We start from the raw sequence: 19,024 nt of genomic DNA, 5'->3' as shown, positions 1-19,024 counted from the left end.
AAAGAGTATTAGAATAAGTGTTATATGTAAAAATTTGAAAACTAAGGAAAGTATAAAATTAAAATAAAGGGCGGGCATTCAAAAACTACCCACCCTGATTTTTAACAAAGAAACGTTTTTTATCCTTGCATCACCATTTCTTTTATCTTCATAAGCCTTGTGCGGCTCGAACGTTCATTTTCATCCAACTTCATCGTGATGTATTTTATAGTGTCTTCAAGCTGCGGTATTAAGACATATTCTAGGGCGTTTACCCTGCGGCGAGTCTTTTCTATCTCATCGGCCATGAGCTGGCAAGCTTTTTCGATCTCAGCTAGCTTTAACATCTTCGGCAGCATGGTCGACAAAGTACGTATGGCCGCGTCCATTTCCGCCGACGTGTTCGCAAAACCATAAGGGTAGAGATTTTTACTCTCCTGCTGTGATATCTCTAACCTGGGTACGTTGACGCTCATGATGTTTTCCTTTTTAACGTTTATACTGACCTTAGCCGAAGGAATCATGAGACTCTCTTCCACCACGTTGGCTGGCATTTGGCTTCTTGCCATGGTGAAACTTCTAAAAGCACTGATGAGCTCAGCCTCAACCTCCTCCCGCAAAGCTTTATTCTGTTTTACCATGTCCAAAAATTTCTTCACAAGCTCGTCCTGCTTGTCTTTCAAAAGCTTGTGGCCACGCTTTGCGGTTACAAGCCTTTTTTTCAAATTGGTAAGTTCCATTCGTGAAGGATTTACATGTATCATCTTCACTATTCTCCTTTTACAGGAAGGTATTTGTCAATATACTCGTCCCTTACCCTCTTGAGCTCGGCTCTTGGCAGGATTGTCAATAGATCCCAACCTATCGTGAGGGTCTCTTCAATGCTCCTGTCCTCGTCTTCCCTCTGGGCCACATACCTGCCTCAAACTCATCGGCGAATTTTGCATAAAGCTTATCCGTATCGGAAAGAGCACCCTCACCTAGGATTACCGCCAGCTCCTTCGCCTGCTTGCCGCGAGCGTAGGAGGCAAACAGCTGGTTCATAAGGTCGGCGTGATCTTCCCGAGTCTTGCCATGCCCAATACCTTTATCCTTAAGTCTCGACAGAGACGGAAGCACGTCTATCGGCGGATATATACCCTTCCTGTATAGTTCGCGACTTAAAATTATCTGACCTTCAGTAATATACCCGGTGAGGTCAGGTATCGGGTGGGTCTTATCGTCCTCAGGCATGGTCAAAATAGGTATCTGTGTAATCGAACCTTCCCTTCCCTTAATCCGACCTGCCCTCTCATATATCGTTGCAAGGTCGGTATATAGGTAGCCGGGATAGCCCCTTCGGCCAGGAACCTCTTTCCTCGCGGCCGAGACTTCTCGCAAAGCTTCGCAGTAATTAGTCATGTCCGTCATGATAACAAGTACGTGCATGTCTTTTTCGTATGCCAAGAATTCTGCGCAAGTCAAGGCCATACGTGGAGTAGCTATACGTTCGATAGCCGGGTCGTTAGCCAGGTTGATAAACAGTACAGTGCGATCTATAGCCCCGGTACGCCTAAAATCTGATATAAAGTAGTCAGCTTCCTCAAATGTTATGCCCATTGCCGCAAATACTACCGCGAACTTACTGTCAGTACCAAGTACCTTAGCCTGCCTTGCTATCTGCGCTGCTAGCTGGGCATGAGGTAGACCTGAAGCCGAGAAAATCGGGAGTTTCTGCCCCCTTACCAAAGTATTTAGCCCATCGATGGCAGATATTCCTGTTTGAATGAACTCGGAAGGGTAATCGCGGGCCGTCGGGTTGAGGGGGTTGCCGTTTATATCCAGCCGCTTTTCCGGTATGATCATGGGGCCTTTGTCCCTCGGACGGCCCAAACCATCGAAAACTCTCCCCAACATATCGATAGAAACCCCGAGCTCGATGCTTTTCCCGACAAACCTTATTTTGCAGTCGTTGATGTTAAGCCCCGTAGAACCTTCAAACAGCTGAACCAGTGCTTTATCACCGTTGACCTCCAGTACCTGTCCCCTACGGATTTCCCCCGAGCCGGTCTCAATTTCCACCAGTTCATTGTATTTGACGCCTTCCACCTTTTCAACCAGCATTAGCGGGCCGACAATTTCTCTAACAGTTTTATACTCCCTAAGCATCGGCTGCACCTCCTTCAGTGAGGTCCTGCATAGCCTTCTTTATCTCCTTCTCTATTTCGTCGAATACAGCCAACTTCGACTCTTCGACATATTTAGCACGGGCAATTTTCTCGCGCACCGGGTGCTTTTCTATTTCCGAGAACGGGGCACCTTTTTCAAGAGCTTTCTGCGCTTCTTGATAGAATATCATTATAAGCTTAAGCATTCTATACTGCTTTTCCATTGACGAGTAAGTGTCTACCTCGTGAAAAGCATTTTGATGTAGGAAATCTTCCCTGATAGATCTGGCAACTTCTAATACTAAGCGATCTCTAGTAGAAAGAGCATCGATACCTACTAATCTTACGATTTCCTGAAGGTTTGCTTCTTCTTGTAGTAGTTTCATAGCCTCGCTGCGCAATTCGCCCCAGTCACTGCTCACGTTTTTGTTCATGTAATCTTCCACAACATCGGAATACAGAGAATAGCTCGTCAACCAGTTAATGGCCGGGAAATGGCGCGCATAGGCCAACTCCGAATCCAGAGCCCAGAACACCTTCACCACGCGAAGAGTTGCCTGAGTAACCGGCTCTGACAAATCGCCCCCCGGTGGGGATACAGCACCTACCACCGTCAAGGCTCCCTCCCGGTTGTCACTACCAAGCATATGACTCTGCCTGCTCTCTCATAAAACTCGGCAAGCCTCCTTGAAAGGTAGGCTGGATAGCCTTCTTCTCCCGGCATTTCTTCAAGCCTTCCGGACATTTCACGCAAAGCTTCGGCCCAGCGAGACGTTGAGTCAGCCATTAAGGCCACACTGTAACCCATGTCTCTGAAGTATTCCGCTATAGTTATACCGGTGTATATCGAAGCTTCACGGGCTGCCACAGGCATGTTGGAAGTGTTGGCAATAAGCACCGTTCGTTTCATGAGTGGTTCCCCTGTCTTGGGGTCCTTGAGCTCTGGGAATTCAAGGAGTACGTCGGTCATCTCGTTGCCCCGCTCACCGCATCCGATATATACCACTATTTCAGCATCGGCCCACTTAGCTAGCTGGTGCTGAACCACAGTTTTGCCGCTGCCAAAAGGTCCAGGTATGCACGCTGTACCACCCTTGGTAACCGGGAAAAGGGTGTCAATAACTCTTTGTCCAGTAGACATCGGAATTTCAGGAGGTAGCTTCTCCTTGTATGGCCTAGCCTTTCGAACCGGCCATTTCTGCATCATCGTGACTTCCACTATCTCTCCAGAATCGGTTTTTATTCTGGCAACAGGTTCGGTTACTGTATATTCGCCTTCCCTAATGTCTTCGACAATACCCGAAATACCAGGAGGAACCATTATGCGGTGTTCAACTATCACTGTTTCCTGCACTGTGCCAATAATATCGCCTCCACTAACCTTATCGCCAGACTTAACTTTAGGCGTAAATCTCCATTTTTTCTCGCGATTTAATGCAAAAACGTCTATGCCTCTTGTAATAAAGCTGCCAACTTTTTTTTCTATAACGTCAAGAGGTCTCTGGATTCCATCAAAAATACCTTCTAGCATTCCCGGTCCCAGTTCGACACTGAGAGGTTCTCCCGTCGACACTACAGGGTCCCCAGGGCCCAGTCCAGAAGTTTCTTCGTATACCTGAATTGATACCCTCTCTCCACGTATTTCTATGATTTCACCTATAAGCCTTGATTACCCACCTTTACCACATCGAACATCTTGGCTTCAGGAAGTCCCTCAGCTACCACAAGGGGACCGGAAACTTTGGTTATTATACCCTGGCTCATTCCCTTCCCTCTCTTTCAAAAATGATATCTGCTCCAATAGCTTTTTCCACAGATTTTTTCACATCATTTATCCCGATTCCCAACGTACCCCGGTTGCTGGGAATCAACGTAATAATGGGCAATATTTTATCCCTGAAAAAATCTATCTTCTCCCTTATCTTTTCTGCTAAATGTTCGGTTATGAAGATAACAGCATAATTTTCCCGAGCAAGTTTCATGAGTGTGTCCGCTGCTTCCACCTCGTCAATGGCCGGGAAAGTATCAATACCCGTTGACTTAAATGAAAGCACCGTATCGTGGTCCGCGATTACTCCTATTTTATACATAGACATCCCTCAGCCTTTCCCTTATCATGTCTTGAGAAATTCCATTGATTTTTCCCACAATTAAAATCCTCAATATTTTGAGTTCATTCTCTTTGGCCCCAAGATAACCCACAACGGTTTCTAATCCAAAAGGCTTATATAGCCCCCTTCTCAGCATATTAAGTAGGAAATCGTCGGCCAACTTCTCGTAGGCCGCTGGACTACTGGTTGACATCCAGTTTTCTAAGCCTTCTTTAACAACCATAGAATACTTGGAAGATGCCAGTGCCTCGATCAGCACTGGCACTGGTTCTTGAAACATTTCCTCGAAAAACTCGGGTTCAATACTGCCACCCGGCAGGAGAGATTTCTCCAGAGTCCTCAAATCTGACTCCATATATTTTAACCTAACCATAGTCTTTATGTTGGTGAGGTCAACTATCGCAGCCAAATAATTTTTAAGAAAATCGTGGCTTATGCTCTGGACCAAACGATTGAGTTCTTCATATAAAGCCCTGTCCACTATAAGGTCTACCTGTTGCGGGTCCAGGGTTTCTTCGTAAACTTCTACAGCCTTCTCAAAAGCGACCCGCATCAACTTCGGGAGAGCCACATCCTTCTCACCTTTATTCAACCTTAAAAGCTCTTCGACAGGGACTTCTCCCAAGGTCGAAAGATTCTTCGGCACATCAATACCGAGTATTCTACTTTTTAAAAGAACTTTCAGATTATGATAGTCGTACTTTAAGGTAAAAAACCTTACAACTCTATCGTCTTTTAAAGAGTCTTTTATCATCTCCAAAGTTTTTTTCATGTTGTTTTCTAAAGCCTTTTCAAACTCATATATATTTTCTAAATCCTCAAAATCTGAAGCATAATCGGTCTCACTGAGGACCTCATGACTGCATCCATGTTCTCTGCTTCAAGGATCCTCTTGACAATGGCCCGGCTCAACAGCTTGTTTTCCAGAGACCTTATTCTGCCCGATGCGTATAGGAAATCCTGTTCTATAACCATCGCTATCACTCCTCAAAAAGTATTCGGGCCACTTCAGTCTCCAATTCTTCCCTCTGGGCCTTAAGCAGGTAATCGAAAGTACAATTGACCTCTACCGTCGCCGATTTTAATATAAACCCGCCTTTTATAGTTCTTTTCTCTCCTGAAAACCTAATATTGCCTGCCTTGCCTTGCCTTTTCAAGGCTTCATTAACCTTCGCAAGCAATTCATGAGTTATCTTTCCCTTGTCATCCTCGGAAACAACAATTTCCTCATTACCGTCAACGGTAGCGGCCAAAATCATGTGGTAGACCAAGTCCCTGTACTTTTCTGGTTCTAGATTTAGAAGTTTATTTTCCGCCCTGACGAAGGCTTCGTTTATCAAATCCTGTTTCGCTTCCAAGTAACGCTTTCTCTCTTCCAGTTCAGCAATAGATAAAATTTTCCTCTTTTCCTCCCGGCCGCCTTCTTGGCCTTTTCCTCAGCATCGGCTTTTAGTTGTACAGCTTGTTTCCCCGCTTTTTCTAGGATTTCGGTTGCTTCTTTTTTTGCATTTTCAATTATCCGTTTTTTTTTGCTCTGCGGCTTCTTCAAAAATCTTTTCCTTAATCTTTGCAATACCCTGCATTATAAGCACTCCTTATGCCAACTTTAAACCGAAGAGCATTAGTATCGAAGCGAGCAGTGCCAGCACCGCGTAAGTTTCCACCATAGCAGAATAAGTTATACCTTTAGCTAGTTCTTCAGGTCTTTTGGCTACTATTCCTACACCAGCAGCCGCAGCTCTGGCCTGGGAAATAGCTGAAAGCAAGCCTACTATAGCTATAGGAAGGCAGGCTGCAAAAACTAGCAGTCCTTGATAGGTGGTAAGAGGCAACAAATTTCCTCCCAAGATTCCTATCCTTTGCATCACCACAAAACCTGTAAGCAAACCATAAATTCCTTGGGTTCCAGGCAATGCCTGTAATATCAGAGTCTGGCTAAATTTACTGGGGTCTTCGGTAACTACTCCCGCGGCAGCCTCACCCACCATACCAACTCCTTTGGCTGAACCAATTCCTGGCAGAAAAACCGCCATAGCAGCTCCTAACAGTGCAAGAACTTGACCAAGTGTAACTTCCATTTAAACTCCTCCTTCAAAAGTTTGATTTTTTAAATTAACTCTACCAATATCTTCTAGATCCACATATTTCGTGTCTATCCTCAAAGGTTGGAAGGGTTTGCCTCCACCCTCGTAGAACTTACCGAAAAATTCAATATACTGCAGTCGGCTGCTGTGGACATAAGCGCCCAAGGCATTTACTGCGACGTTGAAAAGGTGACCTCCTATCAACACCAGCAGCATCGCTATATACCCGAATATATTTACTCCTAGCATTCTCGCCATGGTATTGATGACAGTAGCTATAACGCCTGTTGCAAGGCCCAACGCCAGCAGACGGGAGTAAGAAAGCACGTCGCTTAAATAACTAGTGACATTGTAAAGGCTTAAAAGCCCCGACATGAACTTTTTTAAAATATTTTTCTGAGATCTCCCCTGCGTCAGCACAAGGCCTATTGCGCCGGCGGCAGTTACATATTTTGCTATTCCTGCTAAATTCGGAAAAGCCATCATCACGAGCCCTGTCAGTAGCACCAGCCACAGTCCCTGATCCATGAAAGCATCGGCTACCCTTCCCTTTTTTATATTTTTATAGGCGCTCAAGATTATACCAGTGTATATCTGTATCAGACCAAAAGCAAAACTCAAAAACAAAACAGCCAACGGATTGTCAAGAGGATTCAGCCAGAGCGGCTTGACCTTAATAAGGTCACCAAACCAGCTACCAAAAATCATCCCCCAGATAAAAGTCGATATTCCTCCTAGGAACAAAAGCTCCGCCAGCTTTTTACCCATCCCTTTCAATTTGAGCTTCCAGATAGCAAGGCCTGACAGCAGGGACAGCACCAGACCATAAGCCGCGTCACTAACCATCATACCAAAGAACACAAAGTAGAAAGGCGCCATGAACACATTAGGGTCTATCTCCCTTGGATTTGGAAGACTGTAGAGCTCGGTTATTATCTCAAAAGGCTGCACTAACCTCGGGTTTGACAAAACCACCGGTATGTCATCATCTTCCGACGGTTCGGTAAAAACTATGTAGGCAGCACTGGTGACAGAGGTAATCGCTTCTTTTACGGCTCCCACCGAAGGCTCGGGAACCCAGGCTTTCATCAGGAAGACTTTTTCAGTACCTGCCATTTTCATGAAGTTCTCTTTTTTCTTTTTTTCTACAAACCAGTAATCGTAAAGAGCCTCTATGTCCAGTAGCCAGTTCGCTAACCTAGAAATTTCTGTCTTTATTTCTTGCCTTTCGGTTTCGATGTTTTTCAACCTTTCCTGAAGTCCGGCAATTATCTTCAACGGGGTTCCTGTAAATCCCTCAAATTCTTCTGTATTAACCGAAAACTCCTTAAATAACTCTTGAATATCTGATTTTACCGAAATATGATAGACTATTAATAAAAATTCCTCTTCCCGACCTTCCCTACCGGGATTATGTCTACCGGTAGTTCTTTTTCAGCCATTTTATCCCTGAAGGATTTGAAGTTCTTTTTTGGGATTACCACAGCCCTTACTTCCACGCTGCCGGCATTACCTAGTTCCTCTACGGGTATATCCAATCGCTCCCATGGTTTCATTAATTCAACCTGGTTTTTATTCTGGATTCTTCCGACTTAAGCCTTGAAAACTTCTGGTCAAGATCAGATAGTGAGTCTATGACATTAAAAACTTCGCTTTCCCGGTTAAGAAGCTCCTGCAACTTTTTCATACTGACTTTGGGTCTACCGTAGATTAATGGATTTAACTTCTTGCCATAAGGCTTCAAAAAATCGATAGCAAATTTCAGCCTAGTAAGCTTTAATTCAATCTTCGATAGCTCGCTATTTACTTGTTCCGAAAATTGATGTTCTGTAATGTCTATGTCAATATCTTTTTCTCTCAAATCTGCAATTTCAGCTACTCCTAGTTTCTGCAGGGCACCAACTATTTTATCTCGCTCCTCGTTCAGGCCAAAAAGGTACATTTTTTTCATCTTAACAATTGCCATGGAAAGTCACTATCCTCTCCACAATTAAGTCTACAGCTTTTTGGATACGGCCTTCCGCCTTTTCCCGAAGTTTTTCAATTTCGTTTTCATACTGTTCCCTCAAAGCCACAACTTCTTTTTGCGCTTCCCTTTTCGCATCTTCTATAATATTTTTAAAAGTTTCTTCCCCTTTTTTGCGGGCCTGTGAAATCAATTCTTCAGCTTCGCGGTTGGCTTCAGCCAATATAGACCTTGCTTCACGCTCGGCCTCTTCCACCATTGCCCTGGCGCTGTTTTCTGCATCTTTGATATCCTCCAGGATTTCTTTCACCCATCCGCCACCTCCATGGTAAGAAAAAATTATTTCTTTACAATGATGTATGTAATATCAAATCCTGCTTGTACTAAAAGTGTAACATATTGCTTTAATATTATGCCTTTATACATACGGTATTATACAATATTGATAAAAAAAAGTCAAAATAATGAATCAATACTTAAAAATAATACGGTAATTTCACACCCATAGGAAATCAATTTTTATTATATCATACCAAAAAATAAAAAACAGGGAAATATATTCCCCCCGCTCAAAATTATTCTTTAGGCAATACCTGGTTCAATATTATACCGATAATAGCAGCCAGACCTACACCACCCAGCTGAATACCACCCCACAGGTTCACTACAGCACCACCTATGCCAAAGACTAGAATAGCGCTAGATATTATAAGGTTTCTTGATTTTTTGAAATCTAAAGCATTCTCCACGACAGTCCTAATACCAATGCTGGCTATCATGCCAAACAGGATTATAGATATACCGCCTATCACTGGTTCCGGCACTGTTCTTATTAGGGCAGTAAGTTTCTGACAGGTAGAAAGTATTATAGCCATGACTGCTGCCACCCTCATCACCTCGGGCTTCCAGACCCCAGTCAACGCTAAAACGCCAGTGTTTTCCGAATAGGTAGTGTTGGCGGGACCTCCAAATAAGCCCGCTAAAGATGTGGCTATACCATCACCTATTAATGTCCTATGAAGCCTGGGTCTTTTATGAAGTCTTTCTGTACAGTAGCTCCTACGGAAAGCACATCGCCCACGTGTTCTACTATAGTAGCCATCGCCACAGGCGCGATAAGACCAATCGCCACTGGGTTGAATTCGGGTTTTGTAAAAGCCGGTATGGCAAATAGCGCTGCCTCCTGCACAGGTTTCAAATCTACAATTCCCAAAATCAAACTCATCACATACCCTACAATTAATCCTACCAGTACCGGTATCAGTTTGAAAAAACCTTTGCCGTACACGCTAACAAGTATTACCGTCGTAAGCACTATCAAGGCAACCGTCCAGTTTTGAGAGGCATTTTTAATTGCTGCTGGTGCCAGATTAAGGCCTATAACCATTATTATCGGACCAGTTACAATAGGGGGCAGAAGGTTTTCTATTAATTCTCGCCCTAAAAAGTAAACTAGCAGCGCCATCAATCCATAAAGTAATCCGGCTATTATGATGCTCCTTGAGCCGCCGGAATTCCCCACTGTTTTACCACTAGTGCCACTGGTGCGATGAAAGCAAAGGAAGAACCTAGAAAAATAGGAACTTTTCTTTTTGTAACCAAGTGAAACCAGAGAGTCCCAATCCCTGCAGTAAAAAGAGTTACTCCCACATCAAGCCCAGTAAGCAGTGGTACCAATACTGTGGCACCGAACATCGTAAAAGTATGTTGTAATCCTAGAATAAGAAGCTGTAGCAGTGAAATTTTGTCTCCCTCCTTTATCGGACCTGACAATTCTTTTGTACCTACAGTAAGTTCTTTCATAATTTTCCTCCTCTCAAAAATTAAGCCTCTGCTGTGAGTAGCAGAGGCTTTTCCTCGTCAAAAAAGCCTTTCCCATCAGGCGGAGAAAGGCTTTCTCTCTTCTTTACGTAATTCCCTCTTCGCCTTACTAGCCTCACAGGACCAGTTTAAAGGCCAACTTTATTCACTTTCGCTTCTTTTAGTATATTATCATGAACAAGGAAAGTTGTCAATGGCCTCTTAATCAAACACTTTTGATAAATTTTCTAAATCCTCTTCAATTATTTTCAAAGCAAAAGGAACAGGTCCTATATTCATATAAGCAATATTACCTACTTCCTTCCAGTTACTTTGTGTTTCTATAAATCTCCTAAGAAAACCATCGCCAACATTAAACCAACTCTTATAAAAAATGTTGGTCACTAGTCTTATATTTAAAAAGACCTCCCCTTCTTTTTCATATTGATCAAGTTTTTTATCAATCTCCTCAAATTCTTTTACGCTATCATTCCAGCTTTTAATTATATTTTCTACAGAAACATCATTAGCTTTTAAGTCTCCATAATGTATTATATCTGGGTATTCCATCCAATCTTTTGAAAGTGTCGCAAATATATAGGCAAGTTGGTATTTAATAAGAGCCAATGAATAAAAATTATTTTTTTCTAATTTTTTTGCAGTGTCATAATTTCCTACAGAATATTTATAAAGTTCTTCACCCCACGATTTGCTTTTTATTTTGGCCGATATAGCTTCTACTACTTTTCCTGCTCTTTCTCTGTATAAGTCCAAAATTTCTCTTTTATCTTCTTCAGAATGTTGTCCTATCTTTATGGTATCAATAATTATCTGACTGCATTCAATTTGATTTTTTGCCATTTGAAGAACCGAAAGCGTTGAACCTAAAGCTCTAGCCCTTTGTACTTGTGTCTTTTCATCTGTACCACTTTCTCGACTTAATTTTGCATATTCTGATAAAAGTTGTTCTACCTGTTTAAGCAAATTAGTTCTAACATCTTCAATAGTATTTTCTACATACGATAGATTGAGCCAGCTCTCAAAATTTATTTTGTTATTATTTTCATACTCTAATGTTTTTTGAGACAACTTTTCTACTTCATATGTGAGTGTCTTGTAAATATCCAAAGCCTCACCATATAGGCTAGGTAAGTCATTGTCCGACAAACTAAATGGCAAGACATAATACCCATCAACCAACACTTCTTTTGCATACTCCCAAGTTTCAACCCAGTTATCATTTTTTTCTGCAGCATCCTTCATTTTCTGCGCAACTAGCTCTAAATTTTTATTTTGATCGGGTAAATAAAGAAGTTTTTTATCATTACCCACTCTTTTAAGAAGATTCAATGCTTGTAGATAATCTTTTTTTGCTTTTTGTATCATATCGCTATTGTTTTCAGCCATAACTACTTTATTAATAAAATCAAATTTTGGAGGATTATTGCCTATTTTCGTTTTTATACTGTTTGCAATTTCTGGCTCATCATTATTTTTGTGAATATTACAACTTGGCAGTATTAATATTAAAATAAAAAAAATGCTTATAAGAGAAAAATATCTCTTATAAGGGTTCTGAAAATTCTTTGCCATAAATTTCACCTCCCGGTTACTGTTTTTTATTGACCAATTTTAAAATCTCCTACAAGCCATATATTTATATCCCCTTCTTTTATCCATGATATACTCATAGTCCTTATCTCATCAGACTTTTGAGCATTAAGTTCTTTTGCATATTGAGTAAGAGGTATATGCTTGATATTTTCTTGCTTATACAAACCTCTAGGACTATTAATAACTGGTCAGGATAAGCTTAAAAAAATAACCATAGGGTCCTGTAAAAAACTTTATAAGTTGGAAATTACCAAAGAAAATGGTATGGTCGTGATGAAAGAGTTGTGAATTTTGATTCTAGAACATTTGAAATTCTACCACAAAGCCTCAACTATTCCTAATACATTCCTATAGCGTTTTTATCTGCTATATCAAAGATTAAAAGGCCAATCACAAAAAACGGCTGTAATTGCAATTAAGAAATTAAAAAATTAATAAAATCCCCCTCCAACCCTACAACTTTAATTTTTACTCCATCATACTATTTGTCCCGCTTGTATTTGGGAAAATGATATTCCTTTCTCCGCCAAAACTACTGCTTCTAGGTATGTCGTATGTTTCCACTACCTTATTTTCTTGGTCTATTAGCTCTATCCCTTTCTCTGTCCTTCGCAAAAGTCCCATCATTTGCCCATCTTTTAGCGCAAAAACATAGAGTTCTGGAGGCTCGGTGGGCTTCACCATTTGAATACCTACAAATAAAATATCTTCATAGCTCCCCAAAATTTCTATATTAACCGGCATGGCTGATTTCAATGTTTCTGAAGCATATTTCTTCTGATACTCTATGATATTGTTGATTGGCTTAAGTTTCATACTATCAATATCTACTTCTGCAGGAACTGTAAGAGTAGGCATAAAGAAGCTTTTCTCAATAGAAGTTGTATTGTCTGGTAAAGGGGGTAACGCCGGTGATAATTCTGCATTTTCTGGAATCTCTACTTCTCCCCATTCTATTTTTTCTGCCTTAAGATCATATTTTGCTATGAAAAGTTTTGCATAGATTTCCCCTGCACCTGGTATAAAACAAGAGTACAGTATAAATACCTCATCTCCCTTTTTGATAATTCCTGCTACAGTGCCTGTTTCTCCTACGCTGTACTCTTTACCGTCATTCCCTTTAAAAAAGTGTGGAGGAATAACCAACTCTATTTCTTTATCCTTACTATTCTCAGTAAAAACCAAAATGTATTTCTCCTTTTCTTTACTGACCAGTTTTACATCTTTCCCCCAAATTATTCTTTCTTGCAAAGGAATTTCTACTTTCTCGACATTTCCTTGATACTCTTGAGAAACTTGTGCATATGATGGAATTACCAAATGTCCTTTTCCATCCCATGAAATTGGAGACTTCTTGTAAATTTCTTTTGGTACCTCTTTCTTTAGAATGGTATGCATGATTTTTGATTCATCTTTTATTTTCTTGTGTTCAAGGTCCCAATAATAAAGCTTCGCTTTTACTTCCTCTTCTTCCTCCTCAAGAATTGCAAAAGGACTTCCATTCAATTTTACCTTCTCTTTTTTCTCCTCAGTGGAACAACCACAGGTCATTATAAAAGTTAATACAAAGATTATAAATAAAGACAAGACTTGTTTAAATTTTTGCTCTTTTTCTTTCATTCTTCCAACCCCTTGTCTTTTAAAATTTAATTGTTTTGGATAATTATGTCCACGCCTAATTATTATCACTGTAGATAATAATACGGTTGCATTATTTTTTTATCATTTATATAGGCGAGCTTTACGTTAACATATGTCAGTATCCAAGCAGAAAAGTTACTCTTGTCAATAAAGCTATACCTTTTTCAATTTTATCCTACCATTCTTGCCTCTTCCAGTAAAATGTCAAAATTGTTGAAGAACTATCCCAATATTTCGTTTTGGCAAAGTTATTCACTTTTTCTTTCTTTTTCTCCTTTTTTCATATATCGTCATTGAAAAAATAATACACTGTAACTTTAAGTTGCATGACAGAAATTTCAGAAAAAACCTCAAGAATAGTAAAATCAATAGTTTAAAAAGAATAAAAGAAATTTTTTGAAATAAATTATCTGAAAATTTAAACTTTATGTGGTGATATTTATGAATATTCCTATTGGCACTAAAATAAAGTCTTTAAGGCTTCAAAGGAAGCTTTCTCAACGTGAACTGTGTGGATTACAGTTTTCTAATAGGCAGCATAATAAAAATCCCCATCTTATGGAGGATTTTTATCTTCATACGTGAGGAACCGCCCCCAGCGTCTGGGCATGACATTGCTACATGATCCCATACCCCATAATTACACTTCATATGTTTAGAGCAGTATGGAGATTATCAGTACTATGCCGTAATCCGACTTCCTGCTAACCTTCCGATATCCTTGTATTTTACACTTGTTTATCGTACTCTTTCTGGGAGTTACAAGACCTCCTGAGTTCCCTATGCGTTAATATTGTATAACATGTCAAGGCCTATGACCCCGAGAAAGCATTGCTATTCCGTTGCTGGCTAGGCTTTATCGGGCAGGATTCGCACCTGTTCTAACGCATGAGCTTTTCTAAGCGCACGGAACCGTCCCTCTTGTCCTCTTTGTCTCTCTCTGGTGTATGATAATTCACTTTAAACTTTCATTAGACTTTTTAAAAATACCTGTTTTTATAGAAATTTATATTTTTAGCAATTTTGCAACCGCATAGCTTATCAAATAATAAGGCAGTATTACAAGTATAACTCCTCCTAATATAGTGTAAATAATTAGTATAAACCATTCTACAATCGGATAATTCACAAACACTTTACCCAATGCTTGAAAAGACGAATTGCCATATTTAAAAATACATCCTATGAATCCAATAGTCCATATAGATAAATCTAATCCAACAGCATACGGTAAAAGAAGAAGCTTAAGCAGCCATACTAAATTGTCGGCTCTAATTATATCAACTACAGCAATAAAAGGTTTAGAATCCATTAAATAATTTCCCATAGAAAATTGTCCCCTTCTTCCAGCGACTTCGATAAGCCCAAAAGATATTAATCCCCATAGCAAACCTATTAAAAATATTATTTTCTTATACTTCAACCTTCATCTCTCCTTTCTGTAAAAAGATTAGGCCTTTCAGAGCCTCAAAAGCCTTAAAAATTCATGGGTTCCGCTATATAATTTTCAACTGAATTTCGCTGTTTTTGGTCGTCAAATTTTTATATAGAGGATTAGACTTCAAAACAAACCGAAGGAAACTTTTTGAAAATCAAAACTAAGCAATTATCACTTGCAGATATTTGTGATAATGTCAAATCCTTCTTTGAAAACCTCTGTTGATTTCTCAAGGTTCAGCCATACCTCACTGCATGGGTTGTCATTTCAGAGTCTTCTTTCCTGACTTTTCCTTGAGACCCCCCTAGGTAAAAACGATAACTTTCCTCCCATATACCCGCCACTTTTAATGCTCGGAGCTCAAGCAGTGTTGGATTTCGTTTTGATGTACAAATTCGTCCACTCCAAGTCAACCTCATATGTGGTTTTTGTTCATCAGCCCGGAATTCTGCTGCCGACTTCCTTCAGATTCCACCTCACGATGGACGCCCTTGCCTTTGGCTAATGGTTCACACTACCAAGCCCATAGTGCACTTTCACCGCATAGTTATCGCCCATAATGAGCGCACACAAGAGAAGAAGGTGGATTAACACCTTCTTCTTTTATATTAAATTATTTTTTTAATAAATTAAGTCTAATTCGACACATAAATTGGTGTTGAATATATATAATCTGGTCCAGAGATATAAAGGTAATAATAGTGTTGCCCGCCATCAAATATAAAGGAACCAGACATATTATAGGTAACACCACTAGAATACGAACCTGTTTGGCTAAAAATCTCAGAGATTTTGTTATCTTTATAAATTTTTATGGTGTAACTTCCAGAATTAACAGGTTTGAATGTCAAATATATATTAATTCTTGAATTAGCAGGAACTCCAGTAAGTGTTTCACCGATATGCTTTGTTGTCCCATTTCTTTCAAAGTAGAAATAGCCAAGCCCTCCATCTCGGCTTGCCACGGTTTTACCTCTGAGCAATGCTGAATCTACCGCGAACTTGCTAGTTGAACCTGAGGTATTAATAAAAGTCACATAACCCTCTGGATTGGGCTCATAGAATTCCGCATGCCAATCGTCTCCAGTGCGAGCAGAAGGGCGATAGATATAATTAAAGGCATCAGGCAAAAGCCTCGTGAGTTCCGAACGCCATCTAACCATTGGGCTTGCCCCATCATCAAATTTGAGCTGCAAATATCCCGACATCAGTTCGATACCCGAGTATCTGACAACAGACCAGTCAGTCCACGGAGGATTCCCTGTAGGATGAGCAATAGCTGCAGAAGATAAGCTTGAATTTCCCCATATATTATCAATGCCTCTTTGAGGACTATGTTCCTTTATGGTAGGCCTTACGAAGTTCATTCCAACGCTTTAGCTGGCTCGTGGTTAATCCTTTAAATTTGTTTATCGGAAATTCAGACGGTACAACTGCTAGGGATTCTTTTATATCTACACCATTTACAGATATAGATTTTAAAATTGGCTTAGATTTTAAATCTGAAACCGTAAGCAAAGAAAATCCTAGATTCCAAGAATCTGCATTTGGTTCGTAACGAATTCTATCGGATGTTACAACAATAAAATTCTGTTCTTTATTACTTTCTTGTGCTCCTAAAGTTGTAACCATCCCTAATATTAAGCACAGAATGGTAATTACAACTAAAAATTTTTTCATTTACTATCCTCCTCTCATTACGGTTCAATTTATAAACTTAATAAAGGTTCAGGACTTCAATCCTTTCGGATACAATGTTTTGCAGAAACAATAAATACCTCAACAAAATATGAAGTTCTCATTTTTTCCATCATTGGCTTAACATTCACCTAAGTAACTGGATTACATTTTCTCCTATTGTTCCCTTATACCTATTTTTTCTGCAAATATTTTTACTACTCCTTAAGAAAGCAACCTAATTTATTGATTTATTTTCACAACCCATCCCAGAGATAAAAATCATTACAAATAATTGAAAATACTCTAATACTTTATCCTCTCTGTTGGTTCTCTTTCTTCCGCTACCAAATATTTTTGTACCGTTTTTACATCTTTTATATGGGTACCCTCCTTTACTTATAATTCTCTTCTACTTAATTACTAATCACTTCTTTCTTCTCCATGAACTCTTGGCTCTTTCTCATTTGCGATAAAATATTTGTAGGATGTGTTATTGTGCACAGGACTTATATTTACCTTAAAATAACTAAACACACCTGTAAGTAGCACCACTAAACTCAACAATGCTATAATTTTTCTCAGTTTTTCTCACCCCCATACATTTCCTCTACCTTCATAATAACATTTTTATACTTTCAAGTAAAAGTGATATAATATTAGAAAATATTGATAAGAATCTTTTACAGCCGGTTACTTAAATTTACCTCTCTCATCTTTGATTTTTTAAACATTTTCATATATCGCCATTGAAAAAATGATAAACTGTAACTTTAAGTTGCATGACAGAAATTTTAGAAAAAACCTCAAGAATAGTAAAATCAATAGTTTAAAAAGAATAAAGGAAATTTTTTGAAATAAATTATCTGAAAATTTAAACTTTATGTGGTAATATTTATGAATATTCCTATTGGCACTAAAATAAAGTCTTTAAGGCTTCAAAAGAAGCTTTCTCAACGTGAACTGTGTGGATTACAGTTTTCTAATAGGCAACATAAGGAAAATCCCCCATTTTAAGGAGGGATTTTTGTCTTCATACATAAGGAACCGTCCCCAGCGTCTGGGCAATGTTCTCAAAAGTCTTTAAACATATCTTTATATTTATTGTTAATTGATATTTTAGCACTTTTTAGATATTCATCTATTATACTGTCAACATACCTTTTGTATTCATTTTGCACGTCGTTTGTCATCTCTTCGGCCTTTTTCAATTTCCCGCTCTTTATTCCTTCTTCTATAATATAATTATTCAATTTGCTAAACAGCAATATCCTTTTTGCATTGTATTTTTCATAAGTATTCCAATATTCATCTTCTGTCATACCGCTTGCAGCAATCAATTCGTTTAATTTTTTCTTTGCTTCGGGATACTCGTTAAATTCCTTTTTTTCTTTTTCTATATATGCATTTATCTCATTTTGCGAAACTTTTACATTGTATTTATTTGCCAGATATTCTTGTACTTTTTCCTTGATCAACTTTTGCAATATATAATCATCTAAATTATCTGTTTGTACTCCTGGTGCTAATGTTAACTCCTTCCGTAATTCAAATTCATTTTTGTATATCGGTATACCATTAACTTCTGCAATCATGTCACCTTTATCAATCTGTAATTTATCCTTGTTGCTTTTAAAAAAGGCAGATACTTTTTCCACAACATTATTAAATTGTAATTCATTTGCTTTTTCTTGCGGATTTGCTTCTGAAAATGAAAAAGCAACAATAGCTAAAATAAATATCAGAAAAATACTCAAACTAATTAAAATTAAAGTTTTTCCTTTTTTCACTTCAATTCACCTCCTCAAAAGCTAAATGTTAAAGTCGTATAGTCAGTCCAACTACTCGGTATCCAACTAGGATCTAATTGGAAAAGGGTCTTTGCAGTAGAATTAACAGTTTTTGTTGTCGTAGAATAATAATTGATTGTATAAGAACTATACAAATCAAAATATATTAATGTATTTGGATTCCAAATCGAACCATTCGGATTTTTTACGAATTTTGAAGTATCTATTGTACCAATTAAAACTCCAGAACTAGCATCAACAACATCAACACCTACCAAGTGACAATTGCCATTACCTATTTCAGGATGATTTGGCAAGTTGTTAAAAGCAGCAACATAATGATCACCAATAGACTTCATGGGGTAATCAATGTAATTAGAAGCACTGTAATTTACGTAAAAAAGAAAATTTTCATGCCCCAATCGCTTGACCATGCATAATGACGTATATAATTCTGGGTAAAAGTAGCAAAACTTGGAATAATATTAATACTAATCAGTAAAACTATAATTACATTTTTTTAAAACTTTTATCCAAGAAAACTAAGCTTTAAGTAACAATTCACTCTCATATGACACCTTCCATTCTTTTTATCGAATCTTTAATCTCTTGTCTTTTCTATTTTATGATCAATGCCCTAAAAATTAAATTTTAGTGTAAACTTACGTCACTCCCCTTGGAATTACATAATGCAAGTCTATTGCATCCTCTTCTCCTAATGGTACTACCTTTCTATCTCCTATTCTTTTTCATTCCATCCTCACTTCCCTTTACTTT

Annotated in this window: 19 protein-coding genes and 3 pseudogenes; all 22 read right to left on the bottom strand. The window is 38.9% G+C overall.

The features are described 5' to 3' along the window. Positions 1 to 119: 119 nt before the first annotated feature. The gene (locus tag JCM7501_RS06705) at positions 120 to 749 is read right to left on the bottom strand and encodes a V-type ATP synthase subunit D (RefSeq protein ID WP_173571584.1); all 630 of its coding nucleotides are present in this window, start codon (positions 747 to 749) and stop codon (positions 120 to 122) included. Continuing rightward, positions 749 to 2,127 (bottom strand): annotated as a pseudogene (locus tag JCM7501_RS06700) (V-type ATP synthase subunit B). The gene JCM7501_RS06705 and the pseudogene JCM7501_RS06700 overlap by 1 nt, the downstream one beginning before the upstream one ends. Continuing rightward, positions 2,120 to 2,737, bottom strand: coding sequence for an ATP synthase beta subunit C-terminal domain-containing protein (locus JCM7501_RS16605; protein WP_256201222.1), 618 nt, complete (start codon positions 2,735 to 2,737; stop codon positions 2,120 to 2,122). Before JCM7501_RS16605 ends, JCM7501_RS06700 begins: the two are co-directional and overlap by 8 nt. A 2-nt stretch (positions 2,738 to 2,739) precedes the next feature. After that, positions 2,740 to 3,747, bottom strand: a complete 1,008-nt coding sequence (locus JCM7501_RS16600) for a V-type ATP synthase subunit A (RefSeq protein ID WP_256201229.1) — start codon at positions 3,745 to 3,747, stop codon at positions 2,740 to 2,742. 139 nt (positions 3,748 to 3,886) lie between these two features. Further along, on the bottom strand, positions 3,887 to 4,216 hold the full coding sequence (locus JCM7501_RS06690) for a V-type ATP synthase subunit F (protein ID WP_013151030.1): 330 nt from the start codon (positions 4,214 to 4,216) through the stop codon (positions 3,887 to 3,889). Continuing rightward, positions 4,209 to 5,042, bottom strand: coding sequence for a V-type ATP synthase subunit C (locus JCM7501_RS06685; protein WP_256201228.1), 834 nt, complete (start codon positions 5,040 to 5,042; stop codon positions 4,209 to 4,211). The genes JCM7501_RS06690 and JCM7501_RS06685 overlap by 8 nt, the downstream gene beginning before the upstream one ends. Positions 5,043 to 5,047: 5 nt before the next feature. Then, positions 5,048 to 5,212: a hypothetical protein gene (locus JCM7501_RS14525; protein WP_256201221.1), complete on the bottom strand. Its 165-nt coding sequence runs from the start codon at positions 5,210 to 5,212 to the stop codon at positions 5,048 to 5,050. 5 nt (positions 5,213 to 5,217) lie between these two features. Next, positions 5,218 to 5,820: pseudogene (locus JCM7501_RS06680) on the bottom strand (V-type ATP synthase subunit E). Positions 5,821 to 5,832: 12 nt separating this feature from the next. Next, complete coding sequence (locus tag JCM7501_RS06675) at positions 5,833 to 6,315, bottom strand: V-type ATP synthase subunit K (protein WP_012269824.1); 483 nt, start codon at positions 6,313 to 6,315, stop codon at positions 5,833 to 5,835. Beyond that, the gene (locus tag JCM7501_RS06670) at positions 6,316 to 7,665 is read right to left on the bottom strand and encodes a V-type ATP synthase subunit I (RefSeq protein WP_256201227.1); all 1,350 of its coding nucleotides are present in this window, start codon (positions 7,663 to 7,665) and stop codon (positions 6,316 to 6,318) included. 29 nt (positions 7,666 to 7,694) lie between these two features. Next, positions 7,695 to 7,877 (bottom strand): hypothetical protein, encoded by a 183-nt coding sequence (locus JCM7501_RS14520; protein ID WP_256201220.1) that lies wholly within the window; start codon positions 7,875 to 7,877, stop codon positions 7,695 to 7,697. After that, positions 7,877 to 8,287 (bottom strand): V-type ATP synthase subunit I, encoded by a 411-nt coding sequence (locus tag JCM7501_RS14515; RefSeq protein WP_256201219.1) that lies wholly within the window; start codon positions 8,285 to 8,287, stop codon positions 7,877 to 7,879. Before JCM7501_RS14515 ends, JCM7501_RS14520 begins: the two co-directional genes overlap by 1 nt. Next, positions 8,274 to 8,597 (bottom strand): ATP synthase archaeal subunit H, encoded by a 324-nt coding sequence (gene ahaH / locus JCM7501_RS06665; RefSeq protein WP_013151034.1) that lies wholly within the window; start codon positions 8,595 to 8,597, stop codon positions 8,274 to 8,276. The genes JCM7501_RS14515 and ahaH overlap by 14 nt, the downstream gene beginning before the upstream one ends. Before the next feature lie 265 nt (positions 8,598 to 8,862). After that, positions 8,863 to 9,982, bottom strand: a pseudogene (locus tag JCM7501_RS06660) (uracil-xanthine permease family protein). A gap of 327 nt (positions 9,983 to 10,309) precedes the next feature. Further along, entirely contained in the window at positions 10,310 to 11,680 is a 1,371-nt protein-coding gene (locus tag JCM7501_RS06655; RefSeq protein WP_028992442.1) for a hypothetical protein, read from the bottom strand. A 26-nt stretch (positions 11,681 to 11,706) separates the two neighbouring features. After that, positions 11,707 to 11,865 carry a hypothetical protein gene (locus JCM7501_RS12645; RefSeq protein ID WP_232192579.1) on the bottom strand — a complete coding sequence of 53 codons (159 nt, stop codon included), beginning with the start codon at positions 11,863 to 11,865 and terminating at the stop codon, positions 11,707 to 11,709. 304 nt (positions 11,866 to 12,169) lie between these two features. Further along, positions 12,170 to 13,321 carry a hypothetical protein gene (locus JCM7501_RS06650; RefSeq protein WP_054644827.1) on the bottom strand — a complete coding sequence of 384 codons (1,152 nt, stop codon included), beginning with the start codon at positions 13,319 to 13,321 and terminating at the stop codon, positions 12,170 to 12,172. A gap of 1,027 nt (positions 13,322 to 14,348) precedes the next feature. After that, a complete protein-coding gene (locus tag JCM7501_RS06645; RefSeq protein WP_009052071.1) occupies positions 14,349 to 14,765 on the bottom strand; it encodes a hypothetical protein in 417 nt (138 codons plus the stop codon). A 650-nt stretch (positions 14,766 to 15,415) separates the two neighbouring features. After that, the gene (locus JCM7501_RS06640; protein ID WP_245599086.1) at positions 15,416 to 16,147 is read right to left on the bottom strand and encodes a hypothetical protein; all 732 of its coding nucleotides are present in this window, start codon (positions 16,145 to 16,147) and stop codon (positions 15,416 to 15,418) included. Then, positions 16,113 to 16,460, bottom strand: a complete 348-nt coding sequence (locus tag JCM7501_RS14510; protein ID WP_245599087.1) for a hypothetical protein — start codon at positions 16,458 to 16,460, stop codon at positions 16,113 to 16,115. Before JCM7501_RS14510 ends, JCM7501_RS06640 begins: the two co-directional genes overlap by 35 nt. A gap of 1,070 nt (positions 16,461 to 17,530) precedes the next feature. Next, entirely contained in the window at positions 17,531 to 18,247 is a 717-nt protein-coding gene (locus JCM7501_RS06635) for a SurA N-terminal domain-containing protein (protein ID WP_028992478.1), read from the bottom strand. Positions 18,248 to 18,261: 14 nt separating this feature from the next. Continuing rightward, positions 18,262 to 18,681: a hypothetical protein gene (locus JCM7501_RS06630; RefSeq protein ID WP_028992479.1), complete on the bottom strand. Its 420-nt coding sequence runs from the start codon at positions 18,679 to 18,681 to the stop codon at positions 18,262 to 18,264. Positions 18,682 to 19,024 lie beyond the last annotated feature (343 nt).

Source organism: Thermoanaerobacter thermocopriae JCM 7501, from assembly GCF_001310975.1.
Taxonomy (GTDB): Bacteria; Bacillota; Thermoanaerobacteria; order Thermoanaerobacterales; family Thermoanaerobacteraceae; genus Thermoanaerobacter; species Thermoanaerobacter thermocopriae.
The sequence above is the reverse complement of the archived record's forward strand: the minus strand, read 5'-3'. Positions and strand labels throughout refer to the sequence as shown.